Annotated in this window: 15 protein-coding genes; 5 read left to right on the top strand and 10 right to left on the bottom strand. The window is 47.3% G+C overall.

Annotation, left to right across the window (positions count from 1 at the left end; translation table 11 throughout):
- Positions 1 to 156: 156 nt before the first annotated feature.
- Entirely contained in the window at positions 157 to 1,440 is a 1,284-nt protein-coding gene (locus PMG25_RS13330; RefSeq protein ID WP_347178830.1) for an ATP-binding protein, read from the top strand.
- Between the two features lie 11 nt (positions 1,441 to 1,451).
- On the opposite strand, the gene PMG25_RS13325 is transcribed toward PMG25_RS13330, so the two are convergent.
- A complete protein-coding gene (locus PMG25_RS13325; RefSeq protein ID WP_283767390.1) occupies positions 1,452 to 2,786 on the bottom strand; it encodes a hypothetical protein in 1,335 nt (444 codons plus the stop codon).
- 212 nt (positions 2,787 to 2,998) lie between these two features.
- Here PMG25_RS13325 and PMG25_RS13320 point away from each other — a divergent pair, with 212 nt between their 5' ends.
- Positions 2,999 to 4,984 (top strand): ATP-binding protein, encoded by a 1,986-nt coding sequence (locus tag PMG25_RS13320; RefSeq protein WP_283767389.1) that lies wholly within the window; start codon positions 2,999 to 3,001, stop codon positions 4,982 to 4,984.
- Here PMG25_RS13320 and PMG25_RS13315 read toward each other — a convergent pair.
- The 3 genes from PMG25_RS13315 to PMG25_RS13305 all read right to left on the bottom strand — a co-directional run bounded on the left by PMG25_RS13315 (position 4,981) and on the right by PMG25_RS13305 (position 7,183).
- Positions 4,981 to 5,757, bottom strand: coding sequence for a sulfite exporter TauE/SafE family protein (locus PMG25_RS13315; protein WP_283767388.1), 777 nt, complete (start codon positions 5,755 to 5,757; stop codon positions 4,981 to 4,983). The two genes, PMG25_RS13320 and PMG25_RS13315, sit on opposite strands and share 4 nt — an antisense overlap.
- Before the next feature lie 136 nt (positions 5,758 to 5,893).
- A complete protein-coding gene (locus PMG25_RS13310) occupies positions 5,894 to 6,439 on the bottom strand; it encodes a rhodanese-like domain-containing protein (protein WP_283767387.1) in 546 nt (181 codons plus the stop codon).
- Between the two features lie 45 nt (positions 6,440 to 6,484).
- Positions 6,485 to 7,183, bottom strand: coding sequence for an MBL fold metallo-hydrolase (locus PMG25_RS13305; protein ID WP_283767386.1), 699 nt, complete (start codon positions 7,181 to 7,183; stop codon positions 6,485 to 6,487).
- A gap of 203 nt (positions 7,184 to 7,386) precedes the next feature.
- Here PMG25_RS13305 and ribD point away from each other — a divergent pair, with 203 nt between their 5' ends.
- From ribD to PMG25_RS13290, 3 genes are all read left to right on the top strand, one after another.
- A complete protein-coding gene (ribD, locus tag PMG25_RS13300) occupies positions 7,387 to 8,508 on the top strand; it encodes a bifunctional diaminohydroxyphosphoribosylaminopyrimidine deaminase/5-amino-6-(5-phosphoribosylamino)uracil reductase RibD (protein ID WP_283767385.1) in 1,122 nt (373 codons plus the stop codon).
- 69 nt (positions 8,509 to 8,577) lie between these two features.
- Positions 8,578 to 9,138, top strand: a complete 561-nt coding sequence (locus PMG25_RS13295; RefSeq protein ID WP_283767384.1) for a hypothetical protein — start codon at positions 8,578 to 8,580, stop codon at positions 9,136 to 9,138.
- Between the two features lie 132 nt (positions 9,139 to 9,270).
- Positions 9,271 to 9,729, top strand: a complete 459-nt coding sequence (locus tag PMG25_RS13290) for a hypothetical protein (RefSeq protein ID WP_283767383.1) — start codon at positions 9,271 to 9,273, stop codon at positions 9,727 to 9,729.
- A 91-nt stretch (positions 9,730 to 9,820) separates the two neighbouring features.
- On the opposite strand, the gene PMG25_RS13285 is transcribed toward PMG25_RS13290, so the two are convergent.
- The 6 genes from PMG25_RS13285 to PMG25_RS13260 form a co-directional block, all read right to left on the bottom strand.
- Entirely contained in the window at positions 9,821 to 10,612 is a 792-nt protein-coding gene (locus tag PMG25_RS13285; protein WP_283767382.1) for an amino acid ABC transporter ATP-binding protein, read from the bottom strand.
- Between the two features lie 205 nt (positions 10,613 to 10,817).
- Positions 10,818 to 12,035 (bottom strand): amino acid ABC transporter permease, encoded by a 1,218-nt coding sequence (locus PMG25_RS13280; RefSeq protein ID WP_283767381.1) that lies wholly within the window; start codon positions 12,033 to 12,035, stop codon positions 10,818 to 10,820.
- Between the two features lie 177 nt (positions 12,036 to 12,212).
- Complete coding sequence (locus tag PMG25_RS13275; protein ID WP_283767380.1) at positions 12,213 to 13,382, bottom strand: amino acid ABC transporter permease; 1,170 nt, start codon at positions 13,380 to 13,382, stop codon at positions 12,213 to 12,215.
- An 85-nt stretch (positions 13,383 to 13,467) separates the two neighbouring features.
- Positions 13,468 to 14,544, bottom strand: a complete 1,077-nt coding sequence (locus tag PMG25_RS13270; protein WP_283767379.1) for an amino acid ABC transporter substrate-binding protein — start codon at positions 14,542 to 14,544, stop codon at positions 13,468 to 13,470.
- A 257-nt stretch (positions 14,545 to 14,801) separates the two neighbouring features.
- Positions 14,802 to 15,032 (bottom strand): hypothetical protein, encoded by a 231-nt coding sequence (locus PMG25_RS13265; protein WP_283767378.1) that lies wholly within the window; start codon positions 15,030 to 15,032, stop codon positions 14,802 to 14,804.
- Positions 15,033 to 15,265: 233 nt separating this feature from the next.
- Positions 15,266 to 16,903, bottom strand: coding sequence for a tetratricopeptide repeat protein (locus tag PMG25_RS13260; RefSeq protein WP_283767377.1), 1,638 nt, complete (start codon positions 16,901 to 16,903; stop codon positions 15,266 to 15,268).
- Between the last annotated feature and the right edge of the window lie 114 nt (positions 16,904 to 17,017).

Here is a 17,017-nt window from a genome sequence, read left to right as displayed (position 1 = left end):
ACTCTGACAGCAATCTCTCAATCCGCCGTAACCCACCATTTTAGGGTTGTCACGGTAGCGATCGCGGGCCATGCCGATGAAAATTTTATATGTATTATAGTACCCAGTAGCTCATTACTCATTACTCATTACTTATTACTTATTATTCATTACTCTATGACCACCCTAAACCCTTCAGCGCGACAACACATTGCCTCCCTGCAACATCAAGCCGCTTCCCTCCTCCTCTATCAAAATGTACTCGATCGCCAAGTCGGTCAAGCCTTCCTGAACCTCTTAGACCAACTCAACCAACCCGAACCGAATCCCCTAGAATGTCTCAAGGCATATGGTCATTGGTTTAGAACCCTAGCCCATGTGCAAAAAAGTTGGTCGGATTATCTATTGGCGCAAATTTTCCGCGACCATAACCCCTTTACTAGCCAAGCGCAACGGCTTCCCCTAGCTAAAATTGCCAGCCCCCTGGTCTCTGCTGCCAGGCAAGATTTGCACACTCTACAAACCCTCTGTGAAGGAGATCCTCTGGTGGTTGAACAGATCGGCTTGTGGGTGCAATGGGTCGCCGATCTGCCAGAACCTCCGGTTTCCTGGATGATGGAATCTTCAGCACATCCTCTGGTAGGAAACAGCGAAAATTGGGCTGATGCGCTGCCGGAATTAGCCCGCTATTATCAACAGCATGGAACGGGAATTTTTTCTGAATATCGAGCCTTACGTTGGCAGTCAGGAGAATTAAAAGGAGTGTCTTATCCCGATCGCATTCAACTGAAGGAATTAGTCGGATATGAAGAGCAAAAACAAGCCCTTTTGCAGAACACAGAAGCCTTACTCGCTGGCTATCCGGCGCTGAACGTGCTGTTATACGGTAGCCGGGGCAGTGGCAAGTCTTCTTTAATTAAAGGCTTGCTGCATCGCTATGATACCTTACGCTTAATTGAAGTGGCTAAATCCGATCTCAAGGACTTGCCGGACATTGTGGAACGCCTGCGGAATCTGCCGCAAAAGTTTATTATCTTTGTAGATGACTTATCCTTTGAAGAAGATGATGATGCTTTTAAGTCCCTGAAAGTCGTCTTAGAAGGCAATTTAACCGCAAGACCGGATAATGTAGTCGTTTATGCTACCTCCAACCGTCGTCACCTGATCCGGGAATTTTTCAGCGATCGCCCCCGTCCCCAAGATGCCCAAGAGATTCATCATTGGGATACAGTCCAGGAAAAGCTGTCCTTTAGCGATCGCTTTGGCTTAACCCTCACCTTTGAACCCGCCGATCAAAGAACCTATCTACAAATGGTGCAACATTTAGCCGCCCTTAATCAACTTTCTCTCACCGGTGGAGAATTAGAATATCAAGCCCTACAATGGGCAACTCGTCATAATGGGCGCTCTGGTAGAACCGCGCGGCAGTTTATTGACTTTATTAAGTCTCAAGTTGTATAACTACATTCCTCTCACTGACTGAGTTCCTGCATTTTCGCTTCAGCAAACTCTCGCAGCGATCGCGCTTCTTCCGTCGCAGTTGTACCCGATTTTACTTGATCCAAGTCATAAATAATCCTTTGCAGTCCACTGACGAGTACCCCCCTATTAGCATTAGAAGCCGCTAACCGTTGCCAAGCCGTAATTTGACTTTTAGCCTGATTCAGAGCTTGAGCCGAGCGCTGTTCATTCCGCAGGCGAATTCGCGCCATAGCCGCATTTTTCCGATATTCAGCTAATTTAGCCTGAGCTTGCACATAGGCGGGGTTATCATCCCTAACCCGTTCTAACTGATTACTGCCTTGATCCCACAAGCGGATAATTTCCTGCCATTGCTCCTCACCATGGGGCGGATTTTGGGACATTTGGGCCGCTGCCATGCCATACTGAGCAGCAGCTTGGATCAGGGTATCCGTTTTCTGGGTTCCGACAGCTCGCCCAGAGGCCTGCTGAAAATCGCGCTGATAGGCTCGAATTTGAGGCTCAGACATACGTCCGGCAACCGTTTGCCGGGGGATTTGGTCGAGTTTATCCAGGCCGGCTTGCCATAGGGATATCGCCTCCTGTTTATCCCTTTCAGAGTTAGCCTGTTGATACTGACTTTTGGCTGCTTCGATTTGGCCTTGCCCTTCTTCTAGCAGAGTTAGGGCATTATTTTCTTGGAAAACTTTGGCATCCATGCGAGCGACTTGCTGCCTAGCGCCCTGATATTCATCTAGGGTAAACCGCCAACTACAACTAAACAAGGTACAGTAGCGCTGGGGGAAATAACCTAAAAACCACACGGGTAAGCCATCCAAATGATTTTGCGCCAGGTTGACTTTCTCTTCTCCTAACTCGATATCGGCGGCGCTAGTGGCTTGGTTAATCAGTTGGTCAGCTTTTTCCACATTGGCGATCGCTCCCCGATAATCGTAATCCATTTTCATATAACTGGGCAGCAACACCAAGGGAATTGTTTTGGACACTGGCCAGCGAATCATAGGATAGGGCAGATTAAGGATATACACCAAACCCGCTAATCCCGCTAAACCGGCTCCTCCCCAAAACAAATACCCCAAAAGTCCCGAAGAAGGTTGATTCGCTTTTGCGGCTTTACGAATCACCTGGGTTGGGAACTCCGGAATCAGAGCCTGAATCGTTTCCTGTAGCTGTTGAGCCGAAACCGGATCGCCAGTTTGTTGTCGCAGACGCTCTAACCGCTTGAGTACCAGCTTTTTTGTAGGAGCTTTGAGCGGATCATTGCCCACACATCGTTCTAGTTCCCGCACTAGGATAGTATATGCCTTATGATTGAGACGGGCCATAAGATAATTGTTGAGTTCCTTATCACTATTATGCCTGAGTTCTCATCAAAAAATCTTGCGTAATTTTCCGTAAATTCTGGGAGCCAAACAAACCAATCATTTCGTACAATTAATCAAGGAGTTCACTCAAAATCTAGTTTTAATTGTATCCCAACTTAGGAGCAATCCTACTCATGTGTTGACCTGTGCAATCCTTTGCCACCATTTAGGGTATGTTGAAGTTCTTCCGTTTACTCCAATCCACCGAAACCTCTTTTCGCCGTATTTTGTTAGGGCGGATTTTGCTGATGACCATTCCGGTTTTACTTTTACTTCAATATGCCACTTACCGTAAAGCCCGTTCAAGTTTGTTAGAAACAGCTCGGTATAATATCGTTGAAAGCGCCCTTAAAAAAGCCGATCTCGTCCATCTCAGTATCAATGGTCTAACCGATCAAGTCATAACGGCTAGTGAAAGTGGAATTTTACAATCCGGGGATGTATCCAAAATCGATCCCTATCTCCAAGAGCTAAGTCAGAGGTTTTATGATTCTGTCGTTTCTGATTCTGTGGTCTGTTTGCAACTGCAAAGCCTGACCGGTGATAAAATTATTGCGAGTACCTGTGGAGTCGAGGCGATCGCTAACCTCTCAACTGAAAAAATCACTCAAAAACCCTCTCCTCAATCTTCTAGCCCCGTAAAAGTCGAATTACTCACTGATAATCCCCACTCCACTCTAGATCGCTATGGTCAAGACAAACTGCACTTTTTAATCAGTGCCTCCGTGGATAACACTTCTGGGGAACCCCTAGCTACCCTAGTCCTTGAAGCAGCTCTTCCCCTAAAACACATTCAAGAACGCAAATCTTTATCCGGTTATACGGTGATTCTGAATCAAGAAGGCACAATCATTGCCCATCTAGATAACAGTCAAATTGGAACTAATATTGATGAGATCAGCGATGTAAATCTCAAATCTAGATTAGATGTAATTATGCGGTCAGCGACCGGGGGGCAAAGCAATTTTCTGCACTTACCTCAGTTCGATCAAAGTGGAAAGGAAGTGATTACTGGATATACCGCCATTCCCAATCCAACGACCGACGGATCGACTCAGGGACAATGGGTGGTTTTAGCCGTCACACCTTTGGATCATGCCCTCTATGGTCTGCAAGAAATTCGGCAAACCCTAATTAATTTAGTGTTGGGATTAATTGCAGCCAATTTAATTGCTACGCTAATTTTAGCTCGCTCGTTGGTTAGTCCAGTTGAACAGTTAGGAAAATATGCCAAAAGCGTTGAATGTAGTGTTTCACCAGAAGCCATTCCCCAGCATTTCAAAATTCATGAATTTAATCAACTGGCTCAAGCTCTTAATAGTATGGTCGAACGGTTAACCAGTTGGGCAGAAGAGCTAGAAGTGGCTTGGCAGGAAGCGAAAAGTTCTAATCAGCTTAAAAGTGAGTTTTTAGCCAGCATTTCTCATGAATTGAGAACGCCACTCAATGCAATTCTTGGGTCGGTTCGGTTGGTTAAAGATGGGTTCTGTGATGATAAAGAAGAAGAGTTAGACTTTTTACAACAAGTCGATAATGCGGCTATGCATTTACTCTCAATTATTAATGATATTTTGGATTTGTCTAAAATTGAAGCGGGTAAGCTCTCTCTAGAGTTAGAAGCAGTAGACTTAAATCAGGTTCTACAAGAGGTCATTGATATTGAATCTGGCTCTATACACTCTAAAGGATTGTCCTTAACCTATGAACGTCAAATTGAAGCGATCGCCGTTTATGCTGATGTAGACAAACTCAAGCAAGTTTTTATGAATGTGATCGGCAATGCGATTAAGTTTACCGAACAGGGAGGCATTACGATCGCCGTGGAGAAGATGGAGGAGGATGGAGCATTGAAGACCAATGGTAACAGCTCATCGCCGTCTCAAGCAGTCGTTAGAATTAAAGATACGGGAATTGGGATTGAGCCATCTTCCCAATCCAAGTTGTTTGAACCCTTTGTGATGGGTGATGGGAGTCGGACTCGCAAGTTTGAAGGGACGGGGTTAGGATTGGCGATTTCTCGAAATTTAATTCAAATGATGGAAGGTCAGATTACTCTGTATAGTGAGGGGGAAGGAAAGGGGACAACGGTGGAAATTCTATTGCCTTTGATTGATGTGAAACAGTTACAGCGATCGCAGGCTTTGAAAACTGAAGTTTAGGATTTGACGACCATTAAAACGGCGATCACCAGCAGAAAATAGCCAAAGTTTTTCTCTAGTTGCTTTCCAGGAACAAACTGGCTTAAATGTGACCCCAAGATAATCCCCATACTTGCAGCAACGATAAAGGAGAACACTAAGGGGAGATTAATCGGGATCTGACTGCTCAGATATCCCCAAAACCCAGTCATCGATTGAAAAGCAATCACTAACAGGGATGTGCCGATCGCCTGTTTCATGGGAATCTGACCGAGTAACACCAAGGCCGGAATCACTAAAAAACCGCCCCCAACTCCCACAAATCCGGTCACTAATCCGATGCTCAAACCGGCCAAGGGAATCAGGAGAAACCTCTGCCAACCCTGAGAAACTGGGGCAGTCTTTTCTGTCTCTTCCCTCTTTTTCTTCCCACTCCTCTGAATCATTAAAACACTGGCTGTGACCATCATGGCCACAAACCCCATCAGTTGTACGGTGGGGTTAATCATCGGTAGAGTGGCAATTTTAGCGCCAAAAAAAGAACCCACCATAGCTGGAGGGGCAAACATCACTGCTGCTTGCAGGTTCACATTCCCCGATCGCCAATGGGAAATCATGCCAATCAAGCTCACACTACCGACAATCGCTAACGTCATGGCGATCGCCGATTGGGTTTCTACCCCCATCACATACATTAACACCGGCAGAGCCAACACCGAACCGCCACCGCCAATTAGGCCCAAGGTCAAGCCGATCCAAACGGCCAAAGCATGGCCTATCAGATTCACTACCATCTGATTTTCCTCATATAGTACTTCGCTCGGTAATGGGTAATAGGTAATGGGTAATAGGAAAATCATTTTTCACGCTATAATCCCCCCATCTCCCTATCCCCCCATCCCCTCTACCAGGAGAGGGGAAAAAGAAGATCTAAACGCGCTGATTGTAAGGCAATTTCCCCAACAACTCAGCCATCATACAGGTATTACTAATCCCGGCAAACATCAATCCTGCACCCACAAAACCACTCAAAAATAGGAACCCAGGAGCCACAAATGCGCCTAACAAAGTTCCCGTCAAAACCAAAGAACCGGCCACAATTTGCACCTGACGCATGATGCTAATTGGAGCCTTGGGATTCACGTGGGTAGGATAGCCTTGCCGTTTCCAGTCCTCCAGTCCTCCTCCCAGGTGAGCTACCTCTTCAAAGCCCGCTAGAAACAGCTTTTGTGCCGCCGTAGCTGAACGATTTCCGGTTTGGCAGTAGAGAACAAAGGGTTTGCTAGGATCGGGAAGAACATCATCCGGATTAAATCGGGATAAGGGTCGAGAAATAGCCCCTGGAATGCGCTCTCCAGCATATTCACTGGGTTCGCGAACATCAATAAACTGAATCCGATCTTGTTCCCACAATTCTTTTACAGAAGAACTGGCGATCGCTTGGAGTTTATCTTGCAGATTTTGATGGCTCACCATAGTTGATTGAAGATTAAGTTAGGAAAAAATAAGAGACAGCATGAATTAAACTAAGACGGGCACTTTGCCACATCTTTCATTAGCGGGAACCGCTTCGGCAATTTTTTTCGGGTTGGGTAAATTTAAGCCTTTCATCAGGGTGATAAAGCTCTCACGGGTTTGACCGGCTAAACGAGGATTGAATTGTTTTTCTTCGCCAATGGTGGATACCATATAGCCTTTATAATCATGGCCGGGATAGACTTCGGTGCGATCGGGAAGGGTAAATAACCGTTGAGTAATGGCATCATAAAGAAGACCCGGATCGCCGCTTTGGAAATCTGTACGACCGCAGCCTCGAATCAGGAGAGAATCACCGGTCAGTAATTTTTCGCCATTCACCAGATAAGCCATATGGCTATCGGTATGACCGGGAGTGGCGATCGCCTGAATCTCCAGTTCTCCCACTTGCAACACTTCCCCATCCGCCATAAAGCGATCGGCACATTGCGCTCCCGCCTGTTGGGGCACAATGGACGTACACCCGGTTACTTCCCGAAGCTGGCCGCTGCCCGTAATATGGTCAGCATGAATATGGGTTTCTAGGCAATAGCGAAGACTTAACCCCAATTCCTGCAACAGTTGTAACTCTCGCCCCACTTGCTCTAGAACTGGATCGACTAATACAGCTTCTTGAGTCTTCAAGTCAGCCAATAGATAAGTATACGTGCTGGTTTCTGGATCGAACAGTTGACGAAATAACATCCAAGTCTCCTTCATTCACGCTTAATTAAAATTATATCACTATTTAGAGATTTAGCAACTTAAAAAACTAAGAAATGATGCTGACTCTCCGATTGGGAAGCATCATAAACTCACCTCTTCCTAGGGTTTGTAATGCCTGCATCAATTCGTGCTAAAATCAGCCAGAATTTTCGCCCAAGAGTCTAAATAATCCCCTTACAACCTTGACCCATTCCTCGAAGGAATCTCACTCTGATGTAGATTCCGCTTATATTCACCGGTGCATTCAATTAGCTCGCCAAGCCCTTGGCCAGACCGCTCCCAACCCTCTGGTTGGGGCCGTTGTGGTTGCGGAAAACGAAGTAGTGGGGGAGGGCTTCCATCCCCGTGCGGGAGAGCCTCACGCGGAAGTTTTTGCCCTACAAGCGGCGGGCGATCGCGCCCAAGGTGCAACCGTTTATGTCAACTTAGAACCCTGTAATCATTATGGCCGCACTCCTCCCTGTACAGAAGCCCTAATTGCTGCCGGAGTCAGGCGGGTGGTCGTGGGGATGGTAGACCCCGATCCCAGGGTGTCAGGGGGGGGAATTCAACGGCTAAGAGACGCAGGAATCGAGGTCGAGGTGGGAATTGAAGAGCCAGCCTGTCAGCGTCTGAATGAAGCCTTTATTCATCGTATCCGCCATCAACGGCCTTGGGGGATTTTTAAGTACGCCATGACCTTAGATGGAAAAATCGCTACAACCACAGGTCATAGCACTTGGGTGACTGGAGAAGACTCTAGACGGTGGGTGCATCAGTTGCGAGGCGCTTGTGATGCGGTGATCGTGGGAGGTAATACCCTACGCAAAGATAATCCCCAATTAACCACCCATGGAGTGGTCGATCGCAATCCCGTGCGGATAGTCATGAGTCGTTCCTTGAATTTACCCCGTTCTGCCCAATTGTGGGAGCCGGTTGCGCCGACGGTGGTATTAACCCAGGAGGGAGCCAACCCGACATTACAGAGGGAGTTGAGGAACCAGGGAGTAGAGGTGGTGGCATTTCCGGAACTGACTCCCAGAGCAGCGATGGACTATGGATATCAACGGGGGTTTTTATCGGTGTTATGGGAATGCGGAGGACGACTGGGAGCAGAGGCGATCGCCTCTGGAATGGTACAGAAAGTGTATGCCTTTATCGCGCCTAAGATTATTGGGGGCGATCGCGCTCCTTCTCCCGTGGGAGATTTAGGCTTAACCCAAATGACTCAAGCCTTGAATCTCACCGAGATTCACTATCAATCTTTAGGCAACGATATATTAATTGAAGGTTACTTCGTGAACCCCGATCCCTCTAAGCCTTAAAAATGGGGACTTTTAAACACAAATGGATTGACCCTTCTGCCCCTTACCAATAACCACGCGAAGCGTTATATGCTCGAATTAGTGATTAGTAGTTTATTTTTTAGTAGTTTGGGATGTCAATTGCTGGCGATCGGCAATCGTCTCGATCGCGCTCAAAGAGAAATCCAGAAACGGAATCAGGAGGAGGAAGAAGTTTTGACCCATTATGAACCCAAAGAACACTTTGGTACAGAAGGACAACCGAATCAAAATGGTTCAGCCAAAGCCAGGGGATGGGAATTTAAGATCGTGCGAGCCAAGAGCGATTTGTTTCGCAATCCGACTATATTTCACCAACTCTGTCGGGAAGAATCCCAAGCGGGTTGGATTTTCTTAGAAAAACTCGACGATCGCCGGATCAGATTTCGGCGCTCTCTGGCGACTCGACAGAAAATCCGCCCGGAAACCCTCTCCTTTGACCCCTATCGATGTCACTACGGATCGTCAGGTCGTGCTAAATTTTGGTTGGCAACCTTTGCCTTTGCGATCGCTCTAATGATCCCAGCTTATGCAGGATATTGGGTCATGACTCAATATCTGAGTGAATCTCCACCAGAGAATGCTCCCCTACCTCAGTTTCTACCTAAATAAAAATTCCGGTTTCTCTTGGCTCTGCTATAGTAGAATCGTTATTCATCTAGGGTCTAAGTCTCTCTAGACTAACCTAAAATTTTTACCCTTGATGTCCTCAGTATTGAATTCACTCTGTTAAAGGTGGAAATCATGAACAATGTTCTTAAAACAGTTGCCGCTTCCGTCTTAGCGACTGTAGCTGTGGCGGCTTCTCCCTTAGCCCTAAAAGCCCAAGATCGTGTGCCCAGTATTCAAGTAGACTACTATCGGAAAACGGCCTTCCAAGAACTCTACGGCGGCAGTTATGTCGGCCCCAGAGAATATGTAACGACAGCGCCAACCGGGAAAGTTTTACCCTTACGCTTTAGTTTACCGATTGAAACGGCAATTTTCCAAGATACCAGCATTAGGTCGAACACCCCGATCACGGATGCTTTTGGAGTAACCAGAGATACCAGTGAATTAATTCGCTGGGCGGAAACCATTGGTGAATGTTTGCAAGAAAAACCCAGACTCGTGCGCGTCTTAACTGGAAATACCATTTATATCAACGATGTTGAAGGTTCCATTGTTGAGAATGCCAATGGTGTTTTAGTTTGTCCTCGATAAGGAAAATTAATCCTGTTCTACTTTGCTCCTCACCTCCTCTTCAATCCCCAAAGCTACTTCATTCTTGCCTGAAAAATGACACAGAGACAAGTTACAAGATTTGCGATAAAAACTTTTGCGTTCGCTCTTCTTTGGGGTTGTTAAAAAATTCATCAGGGGTTGCTTCCTCCACTAATAGCCCATCAGCCATTAACACCACCCGATCGGCTACTTCACGGGCAAACCCCACTTCATGGGTGACACAAACCATGGTCATCCCACTTTGAGCCAGCGATCGCATGGTATCGAGTACCTCCCGCACCATCTCCGGATCAAGAGCGGAAGTCGGTTCATCAAAGAGCATGATTTTGGGCTGCATTGCCAAAGCGCGGGCGATCGCCACCCGTTGCTGTTGTCCCCCCGATAGCTGTCCAGGAAATTTCTTCGCTTGCTCCAAAATTCCCACTTTCTCTAACAACTGTAGTGCAATTTCCTCCGCTTTTTCCTTCTTCCAACGGCGCACCCAAATGGGTGCTAAGGTCACATTTTGCAACACCGTCAAATGGGGAAACAGATTAAACTGTTGAAACACCATCCCCACTTCCCGACGCACGGCATCAATATTCTTGAGATCGTGGGACAACTCAATGCCATCAATAATAATTTTGCCCTTTTGATACTCTTCTAGGGCATTAAACGTGCGAATAAACGTGGATTTTCCGGAGCCACTCGGCCCCATGACCACCACCACTTCGCCTTTGGTCACCTCTAAGCTCACCCCTCGCAGGACATGAAACTTATTGCTGGCATACCATTTATGGACTTCTTGGGCAATGATGGCCGGTTCGGTGTCCACAGGAACTTGATTATTTTCAGTTTTGGTTAAGCGATCGGAATGGGTCATGGTAATAGGGAATAGGGAATGGGGAATAGGGCGTTTTCACTTGAGCCGCAAACTTGGAATGCCCTCTCCCTAAATCCCTCTCCCACGGGAGAGGGACTTTTGCTCCCCTTCTCCTGCGGGAGAAGGGGTTGGGGGATGAGGGGAAACGGTTCGGAACTCATTTAAAAATGCTAAGGGTAATGGGTAATGGGCAAATACCAATTAACTAGCGGTGTTCTGTATTCAGTTTCGTTTCTACCCATCGGCTAACCGAAGACATGGCATAACAGAATACCCAAAAGAGAACACCAATAAATAGATACACCTCTGAAAAGCGCCCCAAGAACTGAGGATTCGCCAAAATAGAATTACTAATACCTAATAATTCTACCAAGCCAGTAATCGCCAACAGGGTCGTATCCTGAAACAGGCTAATAAATTGACCGACGATCGCCGGAATGACAGCTTTCAGGGCTTGGGGTAAAACAATCAGAATCAGGGTTAACGGGGTGCTTAAACCTAGGGCCCGTGAGGCTTCAGCTTGTCCCTTGGGAATCGATTGTAAACCGCCTCGCACATTTTCCGCTAGGTAGGCGGAACTAAACAAGGTTAAGCCCACGATCGCCCGAATCACCCGATCCGGACGTATTCCTTCCGGGAGAAACAGGGGAATCATCACCTGGCCCATAAATAAAATGGTAATCAGGGGAACGCCCCGAATGACTTCAATATAAGCAATACTGAGTCCTTTGACCACGGGTAAGGTACTGCGTCTTCCGAGTGCAGCCACTAAACCGATGGGAAAGCTGAGGGTAATGCCAACTACGGCCGTTAGGACAGTGAGCAGCAAGCCCTGCCATTCATTGGTTCCCACGGGGGTTAAACCCAGTCCTCCGCCAATGAGCCACAGTCCGATTAAAAATACGCCAAACCAACCGAATGACACCCACTTTCCTAGAGCGGGTTGCACTTTACCGACTTGTTGACCGATCCAAGCACTTGCGGCGATCGCCACTAAACAGCCGACCAATAAAGCACGATAGAGGATGGGGGTCGGCGTGATAAAGCAGCCTAGGGCAGCAATTCCCAAGCCGATGAGAACATTACGGCTAAAGAGGGTGAGTGATCGGGCAATTACGCCCCAAGATAAGCCGGAAAAAACACTAATGAGGGCGGCTAAAATCCACAAGCGCCAATATTCTTCACTGGGATAGCGACCCACCATGAATAGGGGCAGGTTTCGCGGGATCACATCCCACTGCGCTGCGGTGAATGACCAGGAGATGAAATTATAGCCCACGGTCATTACCACCCCTAGGATAATGACCGTGGTTAAGCCGTTATACCAGGGACTGAGGAGATTATTTTTAATCCAGTTCACCGGAGTATCGCGCATCTCCGGCGGCGGGGCCATATCGGTTGTGTTACTCGGTATAGAAGTCATTGCAATGGATGATTTTTCATTTCTTCTTGTTTGTTTTGGAAACGTTTGATCCCCCTAAATCCCCCTTAAAAAGGGGGACTTTTTTGATTTCCCCCCTTTTTAAGGGGGGCTAGGGGGGATCAAACCCTGGGGTTTACAATGATCGCTTCAGCTAACAATTTTTAAATTTTAATCAAATTACCTTTCTTGCAGTTGCACCAAGCGGTTGATTTGGTTCATTCCGAGAGAAATAAACAAGTTCATCAGCAAATAGGTGGCCATGATAATTAACATCACTTCTACCGGTCGCCCACTTTGGTTATAGGTCGTATTGGCAACGTTGTAGATTTCCGCGTAGGCGATCGCCGCTCCTAAGCTGGAGTTTTTCGCCAAGTTCATATACTGACTACTCAAGGGGGGAATAATCACCCGCAGGGCTTGGGGAAAGACAACTAAACGCATCAACAAGCCAGGGTGTAAACCCAGGGCGCGGGCGGCTTCCCACTGTCCTGTGGGGACTGATTGAATTCCAGCGCGGACAATTTCGGCAATGAATGCACCGGTATAAAAGACTAATCCTGTTAGCAAGGCAGCAAATTCTCCGGTGAGGCGCAACCCTCCGGTAATCCGTCCGATTTCAATTTCTGTGGGTTTTTCCCATGCAAAGGCTATGGTAATAATCAGCAACGCAGCGATCGCCATAATCCACAAGGCAGTTAACTGGGGTTTTCCAGAACTGCCCCGCTCTACCATTTCCCGGATGCGGATTTTCCAAACGAGCGCGGCAGCGATCGCCAATCCGAGCAACACAGCACACCAAATGGCTAGGGGCCAACCCACCCTCGGCCAAGGGAGAAAAACCCCTCGGTTACTCAAGAAAGCGACTCCCATCACCTCGATGCGATCGCTCGGTCTCGGTAACTTAGAAAAAACCGCCCGATACCAGAAAAACAACTGTAGGAGTAGGGGGACATTGCGGATTAATTCCACATAGACTTCGCTACCTTTGCGGAGTAACCAATTATTAGAAAAACTGGCAATCCCGACGGTAATTCCCACCACCGTCGTCAGGATAATTCCTGCAATAATCACCCGCAGGGTATTGACCAACCCAGCTAATAAAACCCGGCCATAGCTATCTCTAGCTGGGTCGTAAGGAATAATACTTTCCCCAATCGCAAAGGAGGCTTGGGTATCTAAAAACTCAAACCCAAACTCAATTCCCGCACGTTTGAGATTATTAGAAACATTATAGGTTAATAGACTAATGACAGAAACGACGATCGCGATCGCCAACACTTGCAGCGCAATTCGCCAAAATCGCTCATCACGCCATAGAGGAATACTATGCTCATTTGCCGAGGCCATAAGAGTTTATCAAACCGGAGAATCTACAAATCGTCACCAATGATGACATCACTGGTGACGGGGGATTGTTTACTGATAACTGAATTTAGCGGAAAGGTGGAGAATAGAGCAAACCGCCACGAGTCCACAGGTCATTTTGACCGCGCTCTAAATTAAATTCAGATCCTTGACCCAAATTGCGATCGAAAACTTCGCCGTAGTTCCCGACTGCGGAAATTACATTGACCATGAAATCATTATCGAGTTCTAACCCTGTACCCAAATCTCCTTCAACTCCTAAGAAGCGGCGTATGGTGGGGTCTTCACTACTTTGGCTTTGTCCCACATTCGCTTGAGTAATGCCCAACTCTTCAGCTTCGATCAAACCGTAGGTGACCCATTTAACCACATCAAACCAGGTAGAATCATTATTAATCGTTACCGGGCCCAGGGGTTCTTTGGACATGGTGATATCCAACAGAATATGATCGTCCGGGTTCGGTAGGGTACTGCGCCGAGCAATAAGCTGGGATTTATCGGAAGTCATGCCTTCACAGCGTTCTTCTGCATAGGCTGCATAGGCCGGGTCAGCTTGTTGGAAGGTGACGGTTTCAAATTCTACTCCCGCTTCCCGCATGTTATCGGTTAAGTTCAGCTCGGTGGTGGTTCCCGCTTCCACACAAACGGCTCTACCTTCAAAATCGGCTAGGGAGGTGATGCCACTGTCTGCACGCACCATCATGCCTTGTCCATCATAGAAGGTGGTTGGGGCAAATTCTAGACCGACGGTGGTATCTCGGCTTGTTGTCCAAGTGGTGTTGCGAGAGAGCATATCTACTTCACCACCAGAGAGAGCCGTAAATCGTTCTGTAGAATCAAGGTTACGGTATTCTACGGCTTCGGGATCGCCTAAAACGGCAGCAGCAACAGCTTTACAAATATCCACATCAATGCCTGAATATTCTCCGGTTTCGTCCACAAAGCTGAATCCAGGAATACCCCCATCTACTCCACAGATTAGGGTTCCCCGACTCTTAACGACATCCAAACGGCTTTGGGGAGCTGCCTCAGAAGTTTCTCCCCCCATCCCTCCGTCTGTGTTTTCTGGGGGTGGGGTTGTGCAAGCTCCCAAGGGGAGAGCCAGCAGTAGCACAGAGATGAACCAAGATTTCCATTTAGCCATATGTAAAAGGGTTTCTCCTCACTGATACACGCCAACCTTGAAGTAGCCACTTTTTGTCAAGTGGCTTCAAGATTCTTTACTTTTGTTTTCATGATATTAGCAGTATCTGTTCAATATGGTATCCGCAGGAGGATTTTTGGTGTGTTCCAGAACACATTTTTTGGCGATCGCCTCTGCATCCACAGCCGAAGATTCTACCTGATGCTTGAGGCGCTGCAAACAGGAGAACCGGATTCGGGTGAGTCTTGCACCGTTATTTACGGAAAGACTTCTGGTGATAAGCGCTCTTGGGCTAAATCCCGGATTAGGGAAGAACGGGATTCGATATAATGGGAGAGTAAGTCGGCTTCTTCTCCATTGAGCGATCGCTCTTGAGCCATATTCCCTAACAGCCACCTCACAAGACTTGCATCATCAAGCCGGAGTAAACGTTGGGGTTGAGTGGTTTCAATCAGTGACCAGAGCTGACGTAGCAGATGGGGAGTCATAATGATGCCTCCTTAAGGATTTCTTTATAATCATACCTACTTTAAACCTAGAATTCACCGGTTCGACACAAGATCCTATCAAAGGTATTGAAGCTTAACAAAATGATTCATAACTTGACACTCTCAAGAGTCTGAAGGTTTGACTGTTAAGATCGTCTTTACAAAGTCGATTGACCTTTTACCTCAAACCCGAATTTAACGGTTCTTATATCACTAACTCATTCATGGCTATATTATGGCTTACGGCTTAAACTTTGTAATCCTTGGCGGGCGGTTTCGAGTTCTGGCTCTAGTTTGAGGGCTTCTTGAAAGGCTTGAGCAGCATCCGCATCTCGACCGGCTTTTTGTAACATTACCCCTAAAGCTGCCCAGACGCTGGCATTTTTGGGGGCGATACGCACAGCTTGAGCGTAGGAATAGATAGCGGGTTCGTATTGACCGAGGGAACCATAGGTTACAGCTTGATTGTACCAGCCGAGGAAAGAGGTTTGATCAAGAGCGATCGCCTGTCGAGCTGAGTCTAAAGCGCGATCGTACTCTTCCAAATACCACAATGCTACACTGCGATTAGCCCATCCATTGGCGTTATCTGGCTCATAGCGTAGGGCTTGATCGTAGGCTCCTACTGATTCTACATATCTTTGGAGCGATCGCAAAACTCTCCCCCGATTGAGCCAAGCTTGCACATACTCCGGTTGCAGTTGCAGGGCACGAGCAATGGAGTCTAAACTTTGGGCATAGTCTTCCAAATACCAGAGCGTCACCCCCCGGTTATTCCAAGCTTCCGAAAAATCGGGACGAAACCCTACAGCGCGGTTAGCGGCAACTAATCCTTGTTCGAGTTGTCCTTGTTGAGTATAGGCGATGGTGAGTTGATTCCAAGCTGTAGCAATGCCCATTTCTCCCCATGTTCCATCGCCTTTGAGTGCCGCTTCACACGCGGTGATGGCTTCTTCATGGCGCTTGAGTTTATTCAATGTTTCGCATTGCAGCACTAGAGCCAAGGTAGAATCGGCTTGTAGGGATAAGGCTTGATTGTAGGAATTGAGCGCTTCTAAATCTTCTCCCACTTGATTTAATGCCATTCCTTGCTGAATCCAAGCCTGGAGATTTTGGGGATTATGATTTAAAGCTTGATCGTAAGCGGCGATCGCCCCTTCTGCCAACTGAGTCTGATTTAAGGCAACCCCTAAATATTGCCATGCCAGGGTTTCCGACTCATATTCCCAATTCTGATTAATCTCCAGAGCTGCTTGACAAGCGCCAATCGCCTCTTGATATTCTTCCAACTCTAGCAGCGCCCCACATTTATAGGTTAAAACCAGGGAAGACTCCGGTTCTAAATTCAGGGCGCGATCGTAAGAGGTGACCGCATTTTGGTATTCTTGGAGGGCAACCAGAGCCAAACCGCGCTGTACCCAAGCCATTACCGGATTTTCCTGTCCCCAATTCGTATCCAAGCGCAAGGCTTCCTCGCAGGCTTCTAGGGCATCTTCATAGCGTTCTAGTTTGAGTAAAGCCTGGCAGCGATAGGTAAAAGCGCGGGAAAACTTGGATTCTAGACGAGTAGCTGTATCCGCCGAGGCGATGGCTTCAGCATAGCGATTTTGTTGCAGTAAAATACGACTGCGATCGGCCCACACTTGAGAATCTTTTGGTCTGAGAAGCAGTGCCTGCTCGCAAGCTTCCAGCATTTTACCCCCATCTTCATCCACTGACAAATTGCATAAATTCGCCCAATAGTCAAAATCTGCCAGTTGCCGAAAAGGATCGAGAAATTCTAATTGTGCATTGACTCGACTGGGAAAACCGCAGACTATTCCCAGCACTACCCCAGAAAGAGAAACCCAAAATCGTCGTTTACTGCTCACGTTCACCCAACTCCACCTAGCTGACGCTTTATGAATCTTTATCGTATTTTCCAACAAGTTTTGCCCTCTTCCCCCAACCCCCTTCGGCTTCGCTCAGGGCAAGCCTTCTCCCAC

Origin of the sequence: Roseofilum capinflatum BLCC-M114 (genome assembly GCF_030068505.1) — a bacterium.
GTDB lineage: Bacteria > Cyanobacteriota > Cyanobacteriia > Cyanobacteriales > Desertifilaceae > Roseofilum > Roseofilum capinflatum.
Note: the sequence above shows the minus strand (reverse complement) of the source record. Positions and strands in the feature narration are given on the sequence as shown.

Excerpts from the sequence above, each read along its gene's own strand:
- PMG25_RS13270 (WP_283767379.1), bottom strand. The coding sequence starts at position 14,544 with ATGGCTAAATGGAAATCTTGGTTCATCTCTGTGCTACTGCTGGCTCTC.
- PMG25_RS13320 (WP_283767389.1), top strand. The coding sequence starts at position 2,999 with ATGTTGAAGTTCTTCCGTTTACTCCAATCCACCGAAACCTCTTTTCGC.
- PMG25_RS13330 (WP_347178830.1), top strand. The coding sequence starts at position 157 with ATGACCACCCTAAACCCTTCAGCGCGACAACACATTGCCTCCCTGCAA.
- PMG25_RS13325 (WP_283767390.1), bottom strand. The coding sequence starts at position 2,786 with ATGGCCCGTCTCAATCATAAGGCATATACTATCCTAGTGCGGGAACTA.
- PMG25_RS13265 (WP_283767378.1), bottom strand. The coding sequence starts at position 15,032 with ATGACTCCCCATCTGCTACGTCAGCTCTGGTCACTGATTGAAACCACT.
- PMG25_RS13290 (WP_283767383.1), top strand. The coding sequence starts at position 9,271 with ATGAACAATGTTCTTAAAACAGTTGCCGCTTCCGTCTTAGCGACTGTA.
- PMG25_RS13305 (WP_283767386.1), bottom strand. The coding sequence starts at position 7,183 with ATGTTATTTCGTCAACTGTTCGATCCAGAAACCAGCACGTATACTTAT.
- PMG25_RS13315 (WP_283767388.1), bottom strand. The coding sequence starts at position 5,757 with ATGGTAGTGAATCTGATAGGCCATGCTTTGGCCGTTTGGATCGGCTTG.
- PMG25_RS13285 (WP_283767382.1), bottom strand. The coding sequence starts at position 10,612 with ATGACCCATTCCGATCGCTTAACCAAAACTGAAAATAATCAAGTTCCT.
- PMG25_RS13275 (WP_283767380.1), bottom strand. The coding sequence starts at position 13,382 with ATGGCCTCGGCAAATGAGCATAGTATTCCTCTATGGCGTGATGAGCGA.
- PMG25_RS13280 (WP_283767381.1), bottom strand. The coding sequence starts at position 12,035 with ATGACTTCTATACCGAGTAACACAACCGATATGGCCCCGCCGCCGGAG.
- PMG25_RS13295 (WP_283767384.1), top strand. The coding sequence starts at position 8,578 with ATGCTCGAATTAGTGATTAGTAGTTTATTTTTTAGTAGTTTGGGATGT.
- PMG25_RS13310 (WP_283767387.1), bottom strand. The coding sequence starts at position 6,439 with ATGGTGAGCCATCAAAATCTGCAAGATAAACTCCAAGCGATCGCCAGT.